This window comes from Bacillus sp. FSL R9-9410 (genome assembly GCF_038050385.1).
Classification (GTDB): domain Bacteria; phylum Bacillota; class Bacilli; order Bacillales; family Bacillaceae_G; genus Bacillus_A; species Bacillus_A cereus_U.
The window spans coordinates 2488204-2500755 of the sequence record NZ_JBBOTV010000001.1 but is presented as its reverse complement, the minus strand read 5'-3'; the positions used below and the strand labels follow the sequence as shown (position 1 = coordinate 2500755).

Sequence of the window (12552 nt, the reverse complement as noted above, 5' to 3'; positions counted from 1 at the left end):
GTGACTGATTTTATTCAAACGTTTCAAGAACGAAAAGTAGAATTGCTAAGTGCGTTAAGTGAGCATTTACAAATATCGCTTATTTCATTATTTTTTGCAGTAATTATTGCGGTGCCTCTTGGCATTCTATTAACGAGAAAAGAACGGATGGCTGAATTTATAATAGGGACTTCTGCTGTTATGCAGACTGTGCCATCACTTGCATTACTTGGACTTTTAATTCCATTAGTAGGAATCGGAAAACTTCCAGCCATTATCGCATTAGTTGTGTATGCACTATTACCTATTTTGCGAAATACGTATACAGGAATACGGGAATTAGATGAATCACTTATAGAAGCGGCGAGAGCTATGGGAATGAATAGCTGGAGAAGATTATGGAAGGTAGAGCTTCCTCTCGCATTGCCAATTATTATGGCTGGTATTCGTACAGCGATGGTATTAATTGTTGGAACGGCTACATTAGCTGCTTTAATAGGCGCTGGTGGACTCGGTAAGCTCATATTACTCGGTATCGATCGGAATGATCATGCGCTTATCATTTTAGGGGCCGTACCAGCTGCGTTACTCGCTTTATTCTTTGATATAGTACTTCGCATGCTTGAGAGGCCAAAACGCTCATACAAGCGCGTTATATTAACGATATGTATAGTTGTCGTAATGATCGCTTCGCCATTTCTTTGGAATACACAAAAGAAAGACATAGTTATTGCTGGCAAACTTGGATCTGAACCAGAAATTTTAATTCAAATGTACAAGCAACTTATTGAACAGGATACAGATTTACAAGTAGAATTAAAGCCGGGCCTTGGGAAAACAGCATTTGTATTTGAATCGTTAAAATCAGGTGAAGTAGATATATACCCAGAATTTTCAGGAACAGCTTTATCTACTTTCGTGAAAGAAGAACCGAAAAGTACAAATCGTGATGAAGTATATGAGCAAGCTCGTATGGGAATGGAAAAGAAATATAATATGGTTATGTTAAAGCCAATGGAGTATAACAATACATACGCACTAGCTATGCCAAAAAAAATAGCAGATCAAAATAATATAAATACAATTTCTGATTTAGGAAATATTGCACAGGAAGCTAAGGTAGGATTTACATTAGAATTTGCTGATCGTGAAGATGGTTATAAAGGTATGCAAAAATTATATAACTATAAGTTTTTAAATGTTAAAACGATGGAACCGAAACTACGCTATAGCGCAATTCAATCGGGGGATGTTAACGTAATCGATGCATATTCAACAGATAGTGAACTTGAGCAATATGGACTTAAAGTGCTAAAAGATGATAAAGGACTATTCCCTCCTTATCAAGGAGCGCCATTATTAAGAAAAGAGACGTTACAGAAATATCCTGAGCTTGAAAAAACATTGAATAAATTATCTGGAAAGATTACAGATGAAGAAATGCGGAAAATGAATTACGAAGTAAATGTGAATGGGAAAAGTAGTGAAGAAGTAGCAAAACAATTTTTACAAAAAGAGAAGTTACTTCGTTAATTTTACAAGAAATATACAACTTTATATGTTTGAAATAACCGTTCATTACAAAATGAACGGTTATTTTGTGCATACTTATACATTTTTTCAAAAAAGTATTCCATTTTTCTTCATTTTATTTTAGAATAAGTAATGTTTTCCTGAAAAAATATAAGAGAAACGTCTATTAGAGAAAAGGTGACTTTAATAGCTGAACGAACATAACACCTAGAATGACAGATGGGGTGGTACAAATAGAAAAGAAGTTAGGGTTTTTTCCGTTAATCGCATTAGTAGTTGGAACAATGGTTGGTGGCGGTGTTTTTAGTTTACCGCATGATTTAGCAGTAGGAGCAAATAGTGGTGCAACAATAATTGGTTGGTGTATTACAGCGATGGGAATGATTCCGCTTGCGCTCGTATATCAAACGTTAGCAAGACAAAAACCGGAGCTTGAGGGCGGAATTTATAGTTATGCACGAGCTGGTTTCGGTGAATATATTGGTTTTAACAGTGCGTGGGGGTACTGGCTGGCAGGAATTTTAGGAAATGTCGCAACAATTATGTTGTTGTTTAGCACATTAGGTTATTTCTTCCCGATTTTTAAAGGAGGAAATAATATTGCGTCTATCGTTGGTGCCTCTCTTTTATTATGGACACTTCATTTTCTTATTTTATTTGGAATTCGTGAAGCTTCCATTATGAATGTTATCGCAACAATTGGGAAATTAGTTCCGATCTTATTATTTATTGTCGTGATGGTAACGGCGTTTCGCTGGGATACATTTACACATGACTTTTGGGGCGAAGGAACAATCTCAGTTTCCTCTGTACTAGGTCAAGTGAAAAATACAATGCTTGTAACTCTCTGGGTGTTCATTGGGGTTGAAGGAGCAGTTGTATTATCAGGAAGAGCTAAAAATAGCAGAGACGTTGGAAAAGCGACAGTACTTGGGTTAATTTTAGTTATGTCTATTTATATTTTAATTTCAGTTCTGTCAATGGGAGCTATGACGAGAAATGAACTTTCGGTTTTAGAAACTCCTTCAATGGGACATGTATTAGAACATGTTGTTGGACCATGGGGGGCAGTTGCGATTAACATCGGTTTAGTTGCTTCACTAATAGGTACGTTAATTGGCTGGTTTTTACTTGTTTCTGAAATCTCTCATGTAGCAGGAAAAGATGGAGTATTTCCGAAAGTCTTTACGAAAACAAATAAGAAGCAAACGCCGCATATGGCATTATGGATTTCAAATATCGTTGCCCAAATTATATTTATAATCGTTCTGTTTTCACAATCGACATATCAAATTATGTATTTTATTGCGTCAACATCAATTTTATTACCGTATTTATTATCAGCGCTATTTCAATTGAAATTAGTCATCACGAAAGAGCTAAAAGTTGCGAGAGTAAAAAATGGATTGTTAGCATTAATTGCTTCCCTATACTCTGTATGGTTAATTTATGCAGCTGGTTTAAAGAATTTATTACTTGTTTCAATTGTATATGGAATCGGGATTATCGTGTACGTGTTTGCAAGAAAAGAAAAAGGGAATCGTTGTTTTGTAGGTATAGAAAGATATGTGATGTGTGCAATTGTTATTGCAGCTATCACATCACTTTATATGTTATTGACAGGAACTATAAAAATGTAAAAGTCCTTTTAATTTAAAGGGCTTTTTTCCTTGCCTAGAGAATATTTAATACATAAGATATTCAGGAGGGATGAAAATGGAAGAAAAAGAACAGTTGTCTAGAATTATGGATTTAGCTAGTGATTTAAGGAAAGTATTAGTACAAGAATCTTTTTTTAATCATCATCCTGAACTTCGAGGCGTGATTGAAAATTTAGCGAGTTCTGTAGAGAATTTGGCGAGTTTGCAGCAAAATAAAGATGAAAATGCCGAAGATCGATTGCGGTACGTACTTGCTAAAATGAAAATCGCTCATAATGCCATTTTACAAGAAAAAAAAGCATTTCCTTCTCATTAATATACGTTTTAATTTTGAACCTGACGGATGACGTCAGGTTTTTTATTTCTAGTTTTAGATTGTAGTTCATACACTAAGAATAGTATGAAAAAAAAGAAGGTGACGACGTTGAAATTACATAAAGCTCTTCATCCAAGTTTTATAAAGCGAATGTATTATATGAGGTTTATTGGGAGGTTTGCAAAAGCTGAAGGAGAGAAGAATGGAGAAAATTTCTTTGTACAATGCCTTTCTCCAATACCTTTAACTTTACAAGAGTTATTTCCGACTGGAAAATATTTGTTTGAAGGATTATGCAGTAATAAAAAGAATGAAAAAATCTTTACTGATTTAAAGAAGCGTAAATTAGAAAAGCAACTGGTTATGTTTCGTCTTTATTATGATCGTGGAAATTTATTACTGGAATTAATATGCACAGAAGAGCCTCGGGAAATAGCATCTTCATATAAAGTGATTCCTTCACCAAAGGTCTCAAATCATAAAAAGAGAGCGTCTTTGGAACGGAAGTTAAGCAACGGTTACTTATCATTTCTTATGCCTAAATTACCAAAAGACTTTGAGCCTCCAGAATTATTGTGGCATGAAGGAAGACTATATGGAAATTTATCGTTAAAACCATCAATAAGTTCAATTTCATATTTTGAGCAAAGAAAAGAATGCAAATATATTGAAATAAACGATTGGATGAAACATGTAGAAATAGCAGTAGATGATCATTTATATTTTGTAAGTGAAAATGTGTATGACCAACTAAATAAACGAATTGCTGAAGAAGGTAAGTTAGTTGAAGTAGAAGATATTAAAATGCAAAAGGAGGACTGGGAATGGGATGAGCGTGAATCCTCTTTTTTGCAGTATGTACAAAGTATGGTTCGTAATAAAGGGCTATATTTGGATGATACAGATATATATAATTTTCACATTAGTATTAAAACCAATATGTTAACAATTGTTGGTGGTATACCAGGTGTTGGGAAATCACGCTTTGTGCAAGCTTATGCAGAAGCACTTGGGTTACGTTATGGTGAAGAATTAATTTGGATTCCGATTTCACCATCGTATCAAGAACCACATGATATTCTCGGTTACCTTCATCCGAATGGTAATTTTATTGAAAGTGAAACGAAGTTAGTTCGGACATTGTTAAAGGCTAAAGAAAACCCAAATCAATTGTATATAATTGTATTCGATGAAATGAACATGTCACATATTGAGCATTGGTTTACTCCGTTTCTATCTGTTCTTCAACTTGAAAAGAAAAATCGTATTTTGAGTTTGTATGAGAAAGTACAAGAAATAGAAAATCAAATTCCACCTTCAGTGGAAATTGGTGAGAATATTATTTTCGTAGGCACTGTAAATTTTGATGAAACGACGAAAGAGCTTTCCGATCGATTATTAGATCGAACAAATTTGATTACATTACAAAAAATTCCGTTTTGCGAGATGAGTATAGAACATGAGAAAGTTGTTCAGCAACCCCCGCTGAAAGTAACAACGGGAGAATTTCGACTCAATTGGTTTAGGAATAAAGAGATGATCGAAGTGTTTACTGAAGAGGAATTAGAGTTATTGGATAAGTTACATGATGTATTATCATCACACGATATATCAAAAGGAATTTCTTTCCGATGTGCAAGCGCAATCGCTACGTATTTGCAAAATATACCGTTCCAAAATAATCAATCCTATATGATTAGCAGGGAAGAAGGTTTTGATTTGCAAATAAAGCAACGTGTATTAACGAAATTAAGGGGGACAGAAATGACAGTGGGCTCTCTACTTTCTGAAGAAGCAAAAAGGGGAGCGATATTGATACCACTTTTACAGTCTCCGCTTGCAAATCGTGTATCTACATTTGAACATTCTTTAGCTTATATAAGACAAAAGCGTAGAGAACTGGAGCTGTATGGCTATGCAAAATGAGGAGCGTTATGAAACAGCAATCGTCGATACGAAAGAAACGCTCCCGTTTGTATTGAAGCTAATTATTGGTACTGAGGGGAAAGGCGATTTTATCCTTTTAAACCGGCTTTGTACGTCTACTACAGCACTAGTTCAATGTATTTATAAAGTACAGGAATTAAAACCACTGAAATTGCATTTCCATTATCAAAATCCAATGGATATTACATTCATATGGAATAAAGTATATGAGGGACAAAAGAATATAAAAGAGTCACAATATGAATTAAATGAAAAAAAACAAAGAGTATTAGTGTATGAACATGGAAAAACTGAATTTTTTTATCCGTGGCGCTGTGGCTTATACCATTTTGAAGTGCGTATAGAAGATAAAACTTATTATGGTGCGTTTCAAGTTGTTCCTAAAAACTTTTTTGATGACCAATTTGAAATGATTCAAGATTATGTGAAGTCAATTTTAAACGAGTTAATTTTAGATAGAGGTTATTACAAGAAAACTTTCTCAGCACTTAGCGATATTGAAGATTCTTCTTATTTGGTATTGTTAAGAAAGTTGCCACAAAAAATGAAAAGAATAAAACAAATTTTTAAGAAAGTAGAATCGAATGCGGAATTTGTACACGAATATGAATGGGAAACGAAAGAGCGGAAGACAACGAGAAAAACGGCCATTATGACAGAAAGAAAGCTTTATGCGAAATATTACAACCGTAAATTTAAGGAGAAAAAAAATAGTATTGAAAATGCATTTCTTAAATTTAAAACGATGCAATTCTATTATTATTTACTTGAAGCAGAAAGTTTTGTACGCAAAACTATTGAAATACTAGAAGGAGAAAAGAAGAAAAAGTCAGATGAATTTCAGGCTGTTAAAACAATTATGAAAACGATTGAACGAAATGGATCCGTGACGGATAGGGAAAAACAAAAATATAGAAATTTACATTTACTGAAAGAAGCAGATTTACGGAAAAGTTCTGTGAAAATACAAGAATATAAAATATTAGCTCATATCGTATATGAAAGCGTGCAATACTTTCGAAATTTATTGTATTCTCCATTTTGGAGGGAAGTTTCTGAAACAGCTACCATTAATTCGAACACTTTATCTATACCGCATCAACAATTAATCCACCATTTAGAATTGTTACCGCAACATACAGAGCAACCGCCATCTTTATTATTCGTATATAAACCAACGTTTTTAGTGTATGAGTATTACGCTTTTTTTATCGTTATTTCTATATTAGAACAAATCGGATTTGAAGATAAGAATCCTATCCGTGAACAAATACAAGAACATTTTTATTTAGACGGATTACAAGATGGAACGACAGTGATATTACATCGAGATGATATAAAAGTGCATGTCGCGTTTAATGATTTAATTGAAACACACCCTCTTATCGCACTAAGCAAAGGAAGTAATTTTTATAACGGAGAGGACACAAAGAAGCCGGATATTCGTTTAGATTGTTATGTAAAGGAAGAAGAAAAGTATGTATATAAATCTTCTATTATTATCGAAGTGAAATACAGCCCTATGTACAATATTTTTCAGCCTGTCGGTAATACGAAAGCAACTGAGCAAATGTATAAATACTGGTCCATTAAGTATGTAGAAGAGCAGAATGGTAAACGAATTTTTAAGCGAAGAGCGATTTATGAAGTGATTTGTGTATATCCAGGTAGCCATATGCATAGTAAAAAAATTGAATCTGGTTGTGGAGTGTTTTTACAACTATATCCATATAAAACGAAACAAGGAGAAGAGAAGTTGGCTGGGAAGCATGGGATGATTCAAATTTTTGAGAAATGGTTAAAAAGTAATAAAATGTAAAAGAAATCCTTTTTAATGAAGGATTTCTTTAGGTTAAGAAGAATTATATGCCATAAGGAAAGAAGCATAACGTTGGTCGAACTTGAAAGGATAAACATTTTTCATTAGAGCAATTAACTTTCTTTGTATGTATGATTGTATAAGAACGTAAGAAATGGTACATGCGGGGGAAAAGAGTGTGAAATAGGAATTTAATTCGATTTACAGAATATAATAAGACATAAATATTTTTAGTTGCATGCGAAGATTTGTTCTTATATGATAGTAAGTGAAAGCGTTATCAAAAGCAGAACGGCGATGGGAAAGGCGGGTAAATATGTTCCAGCGTGTTCAAACAAAGGAAGAACATTTTTGGTTCGAGCAACTGTGGGGAGATTTTTGTGAAGAAAGAAATTTAATGTTTGTAGAACGTAGTTTAAATCCATCACGATTTTTATTAATAGAAGATGAACATCATATTGGTACAGTAGAATGTATTAAGTTTACAGTACCTGAACAATCAAATTCTGAGTTTTTCTATCCGTTTTCTAAAAATGATTTAGTGAAAGATTTGAAAAATGTGTATGAAATAGGAAAGTTAAGTATTGCGAAAACGTCTCGGGGGAGAGGACATTTCAAAAGGCTGGCAGCTATTTTATTTATGCATGCGTTAGAGACGAAAGCGGAATGGTATATTGCAGCAATTACAAAAAGAATGTATATGTATTTACTTACACTTGGTTTTCCAATTGAACCGATAGATAGTCCATTCCAGTTTCATGATACTTTACAAGGTGTACCAGTGCGGATTCATGCTCGAAAAGGGGCTACACATCTGTATTCTTTGAAAGAATTCCGTGATATTATTCAAGGGAATGCTCATGCGCAGGTACTTATTGCAGAATACAGTAAAAATATTATGTTAACAAAATGAAAATATATGAATATGTATAGTATGAAGAAGGGTGTCATATTACAGTCATCTTTCTTCATACGAAAAAGTAGACCCTTATTTTTGTAATAAGGGTCTAAAAGGTTATAGTCCAAATATACTAAAAATTATTTTACGACGCTTCGGTTTCTTTTCTCTTTCATATGTTGGTTTTGCATCAGGAGTAATGTATATTGGTTCTTCTTTTTTTAGGGCAGCTTCTAGTTTTTGAATTCGTTCTAACATTTCCTCCATTTCGCGGCGATGTTGTAAAAGTTGGTATGTAACGACATCATTTGCTTTATCTTGTATTTGTTCTTCCATTCGATCTAGTCTTCTTGTAATTGTGGTTAATTGAGCTGTTAATTGTTTAAAATCATTCGATGATGTATTTTGAACAATTGTGTTTACTTGAGTTTTTAATTTTTCTACATCATTTGAAGATGTTTTTTGAGTAGTTTGAGAGTTTTGAGGCTGGTCCATTTGAGAACGATGGTATTCTAACATTAGATCTAAATCACCTTGTGTAAAAATAAAATGACCATATTTATTTTTTTTAATCGTAAGATTTAATTGTTGTGCAATCCGGACAACAGCCTTTGGGCTAACACCTAATTTTTTTGCGATAAATGGTGTTTTATATTCCAAAATAATCCCTCCTATATATATCCTGTTGAATGATTTCTAGTTATGTAGCAAGTTCCCTTCAGGTGTGACAAAAGAAGTGTGGAATCGGCAAAGAAAGTGTTTTTTCACGAAGTTCAGCTGTTTAGCGCATACGATTTATATAAATCATTTTCAGTTATCGGAAAATTGGGATTATTATAGTTTGACGATAATAAGCTAATTAGATTATCATAATTATAAATATCTTTTTTATGTATGCATATAATATATAAAAAGGTGGTTACTAATGTAGAATTTTATTAGAGTATAAGAATGCTTACTTCACTTGAATAAATTTAAGTAGGAGGTGGCTTCCTTGCTTACACTGTAAGTAAGGAAAAGTATTTGGACATATATAGTATAAGTATAGTGATTGTTTTAATTGCCTTAACGGCATTTTTCGTGGCAGCAGAATTTGCAATTGTTAAAGTGAGGAGTTCACGAATTGACTATTTAATTGCAGAAGGAAATAATCGTGCACTATCTGTCAAAACAATCATTACAAACTTAGACGAATATTTATCGGCTTGTCAATTAGGAATAACTGTTACAGCTCTTGGGATTGGGTGGTCTGGTAAACCTGCGCTAAAGCACATGTTTGATGTGTTGTTTGCAAATTGGAACGTCCCTACTCAACTCGCAGACATTTTCGCTATAATTTTGGTATTTTTGTTTATCACATTTTTCCATGTGGTAGTAGGAGAGTTAGCTCCAAAAACATTTGCGATTCAAAAAGCAGAACAAGTGAGTTTCTTTGTTGCTAAGCCACTCATTTTGTTTTATCGTATTGCATTCCCATTCATTTGGATTTTAAATGGATCAGCTCGGTTAATTACAAAGTTTTTTGGGTTGAAACCACCAAAAGGGCATGATGAAGTGCATTCAGAAGAAGAATTGCGGTTGTTAGTTTCAGAAAGTTATAAAAATGGTGAGATTAATCAATCTGAATATAAGTATGTGAATAAAATATTTGAATTTGATGATCGTATTGCGAAAGAAATAATGGTACCAAGAACAGAGATGAATATTTTAAATAAAGAAATGCCTGCTGAAGAGGCTTTACAAAAAATGTCTCATGAAAAATATACGAGGTATCCGGTTGTTGATGGTGATAAGGACCATGTAATAGGCTTTGTGAATTTTAAAGATATATTTACAGATTTTGTGAAGCATCGAGTTGTTAGTGAAAAGACAGTGGAGCAATATATTAGGCCAATTATTTTAGTTATTGAATCTATCCCAATTCATGATCTATTTTTAAAAATGCAAAGAGAAAGGACACATATCGCTATATTAATTGATGAATATGGTGGTACATCAGGTCTTGTAACCGTTGAAGATATTTTAGAAGAAATTGTAGGGGATATTCAAGATGAGTTCGATACTGATGAACAACCGGAGATCCAACAAGTTAGTGAGACGAAAACGATTTTAGAGGGAAAAGTACTTGTTAGTGAAGTGAACGCATTATTAGGTTTGACTATTGATGACGATGATGTCGATACGATTGGCGGTTGGATTCTAACAAAAAATATTGAGATTTCCGAAGGCGATACCATTGAAATTGAAAATTATAAATTTTGCGTGAAAAAATTAGACGGACACTATATTAAGAGGTTAGAAGTAACGAAACCTTCAGAATCAATTGTTATTGTAGGAGATGAAAAAAAGATTTCGCTCCAAGAACAAATTAGTTCGTAAACTCTGCTTTGTAGCAGAGTTTTTTTGAGCAAAATGTTTTTTGATGTATTAGGGCTATGATACAATTACATAAGTCAGACCTTTCACCAGGTGAAATAAATACAACGTATTATTGTATACATATATTCGGAAGGAGAACCACTATGAAAAAGCATTTATATATAAATGGGGTATGGAAATCAGTAGGGACGTATAAACCATTGTATGCACCATATTCTGAAGAAACATTAGCGGAGATTGCGCAAGGTACAGAAGATGACGTTAAGGAAGCAGTAGTTGCGGCTAAAAATGCAATGAAAGAAATGAAAAAATTATCTGCATACGACCGTGCAACTATTTTAGAAAAGGTTGCACGAAAAATGGATGAGAGAAGAGAAGAGTTTGCAGAGATTATCGCAAAAGAAGCTGCAAAACCAATTCGTGCTGCACGGGGAGAAGTAGATCGCACTGTTCAAACATATAAGTTTGCAGCTGAAGAAGCGAAGCGAATATATGGTGAGACGTTACCATTAGATGCGGCGCCAGGAGCAGAGGGCCGTATAGCGTATACAATTCGACAACCAATAGGGGTTATTGGTGCTATTACACCGTTTAATTTTCCACTTAATTTAGTAGCACATAAAGTGGGTCCAGCAATTGCGGCTGGAAATACTATTGTGCTAAAGCCAGCAGACCAAACGCCACTTTCGTCGTATGCATTGGTAGAATTATTTGAAGAAGCTGGTTTACCAAAGGGAGCTTTCAATATAATTTCTGGACCTGGATCTGTTGTAGGTGAGGCATTAGTAAAAGATGAGAACGTTGCTAGTATTACTTTTACAGGAAGTCCGAAAGTAGGTATTGGAATTAAGGAAAAAGCTGGATTGAAACGAGTGACGTTAGAATTAGGATCGAACGCTGCTGTAATTATTAATGAAGATGTTGAATTGACAGACGAAATAATTGAACGTGTAAAATGGGGCGCGTTTGTGAATAATGGACAAGTTTGTATTTCAATACAACGTGTTTTTGTGCATGAATGCAAAATGGAGGAGTTTATTACAAAATTAACGAAAGCAATGGAAAGCGTTGTAGTAGGAGACCCGCTTCATGAAGAAACAGATGTATCGGCACTTATTTCAAAAAACGATGTAGAACGTATAAATTCATGGGTGGAAGAGGCAGTTAAGGAAGGAGCAAATGTTGTATACGGTGGTAACAAACGTGATGCAAGGATTTTTGAACCCACTGTATTAACAAATGTTCCAGAGGATGTATCTGTTCAGTGCCAAGAAGTATTCGGTCCACTTATGACTGTAAATACATTTAAAGAATTTGATGAGGCTTTAGAACAAGTAAATAATTCACGTTATGGATTACAAGCAGGTGTATTTACAAACAATCTATGTAAAGCAATGCGTGCAATTGATGAATTAGAAGTCGGTGGTGTCATGATTAATGACATTCCAACGTTCAGGGTAGATCATATGCCTTATGGTGGTGTAAAAGAGAGTGGCACAGGCCGTGAAGGGATTAAATATGCAATAGAAGAAATGACAGAAATGAAATTAATATGTATTAAAAAATAAAAAGTACACTTTTTTAATCAAGTGTACCTTTTATTTTACTTCATTTCTTGTTTGAAAATATCATCTTCGGCATAAATGTGTTCTTTATCTACAGCAGTGCTATGAGATAGTACTAAACCGATTGGTGTCTCTGTGCCTTTATTTTGAACAATTGTAAAAGGAACATTTTTTTCATTTGCTAATTTAATGTATTTTGATAAATGTGGGTAAGCAATGCTACCATTTAGGAATAGTTGTAATGATTGAGAAGAACGCATGCTACCTGTTACTTCTGTATACACATTACTTTGCATTACTTGACCGATGGTTAAAGCGATTTCTACACGCTCACGTAATGTAGTTAAGTACATATTACGTTCTTCTGGTTTGTTTTGCTTTTGGCCATATATGCCTTCTTGGAGATAGTCTTCCACATTTTTATTTACCATATTTTTCACACCTTTCACTTCTTA

Annotated in this window: 10 protein-coding genes; 8 read left to right on the top strand and 2 right to left on the bottom strand. The window is 33.9% G+C overall.

Features of this window, described 5'->3' with window-relative positions:
* The 6 genes from MKX77_RS12990 to MKX77_RS12965 all read left to right on the top strand — a co-directional run bounded on the left by MKX77_RS12990 (position 1) and on the right by MKX77_RS12965 (position 8168).
* Positions 1 to 1512, top strand: coding sequence for an ABC transporter permease/substrate-binding protein (locus tag MKX77_RS12990; protein WP_341306857.1), 1512 nt, complete (start codon positions 1 to 3; stop codon positions 1510 to 1512).
* Positions 1513 to 1724: 212 nt separating this feature from the next.
* Positions 1725 to 3152, top strand: a complete 1428-nt coding sequence (locus MKX77_RS12985) for a basic amino acid/polyamine antiporter (protein ID WP_341306856.1) — start codon at positions 1725 to 1727, stop codon at positions 3150 to 3152.
* Positions 3153 to 3228: 76 nt separating this feature from the next.
* On the top strand, positions 3229 to 3489 hold the full coding sequence (locus MKX77_RS12980; RefSeq protein ID WP_002085825.1) for a hypothetical protein: 261 nt from the start codon (positions 3229 to 3231) through the stop codon (positions 3487 to 3489).
* A 108-nt stretch (positions 3490 to 3597) separates the two neighbouring features.
* The gene (locus MKX77_RS12975) at positions 3598 to 5415 is read left to right on the top strand and encodes an AAA family ATPase (RefSeq protein WP_215556238.1); all 1818 of its coding nucleotides are present in this window, start codon (positions 3598 to 3600) and stop codon (positions 5413 to 5415) included.
* A complete protein-coding gene (locus MKX77_RS12970; RefSeq protein WP_215556239.1) occupies positions 5405 to 7255 on the top strand; it encodes a hypothetical protein in 1851 nt (616 codons plus the stop codon). The genes MKX77_RS12975 and MKX77_RS12970 overlap by 11 nt, the downstream gene beginning before the upstream one ends.
* A 316-nt stretch (positions 7256 to 7571) precedes the next feature.
* Entirely contained in the window at positions 7572 to 8168 is a 597-nt protein-coding gene (locus MKX77_RS12965) for a hypothetical protein (protein WP_215556240.1), read from the top strand.
* A 102-nt stretch (positions 8169 to 8270) separates the two neighbouring features.
* Here the strand turns inward: MKX77_RS12965 and racA are convergent, their stop codons facing one another.
* A complete protein-coding gene (gene racA / locus MKX77_RS12960) occupies positions 8271 to 8813 on the bottom strand; it encodes a chromosome-anchoring protein RacA (protein ID WP_341306855.1) in 543 nt (180 codons plus the stop codon).
* A gap of 363 nt (positions 8814 to 9176) precedes the next feature.
* On the opposite strand from racA, the gene MKX77_RS12955 reads away from it, so the two are divergent.
* On the top strand, positions 9177 to 10532 hold the full coding sequence (locus MKX77_RS12955; RefSeq protein ID WP_215556242.1) for a hemolysin family protein: 1356 nt from the start codon (positions 9177 to 9179) through the stop codon (positions 10530 to 10532).
* Between the two features lie 143 nt (positions 10533 to 10675).
* Complete coding sequence (locus MKX77_RS12950; protein WP_215556243.1) at positions 10676 to 12100, top strand: aldehyde dehydrogenase family protein; 1425 nt, start codon at positions 10676 to 10678, stop codon at positions 12098 to 12100.
* A 35-nt stretch (positions 12101 to 12135) separates the two neighbouring features.
* Here MKX77_RS12950 and MKX77_RS12945 read toward each other — a convergent pair whose 3' ends face one another.
* Positions 12136 to 12528, bottom strand: a complete 393-nt coding sequence (locus MKX77_RS12945; protein ID WP_002157973.1) for a YueI family protein — start codon at positions 12526 to 12528, stop codon at positions 12136 to 12138.
* Positions 12529 to 12552 lie beyond the last annotated feature (24 nt).

Bases quoted from the DNA above. Each gene is read 5' to 3' on its own strand.
- MKX77_RS12985 (WP_341306856.1), top strand. From the start codon at position 1,725: ATGACAGATGGGGTGGTACAAATAGAAAAGAAGTTAGGGTTTTTTCCG.
- MKX77_RS12980 (WP_002085825.1), top strand. From the start codon at position 3,229: ATGGAAGAAAAAGAACAGTTGTCTAGAATTATGGATTTAGCTAGTGAT.
- MKX77_RS12970 (WP_215556239.1), top strand. From the start codon at position 5,405: ATGCAAAATGAGGAGCGTTATGAAACAGCAATCGTCGATACGAAAGAA.
- MKX77_RS12965 (WP_215556240.1), top strand. From the start codon at position 7,572: ATGTTCCAGCGTGTTCAAACAAAGGAAGAACATTTTTGGTTCGAGCAA.
- MKX77_RS12950 (WP_215556243.1), top strand. From the start codon at position 10,676: ATGAAAAAGCATTTATATATAAATGGGGTATGGAAATCAGTAGGGACG.
- MKX77_RS12945 (WP_002157973.1), bottom strand. From the start codon at position 12,528: ATGGTAAATAAAAATGTGGAAGACTATCTCCAAGAAGGCATATATGGC.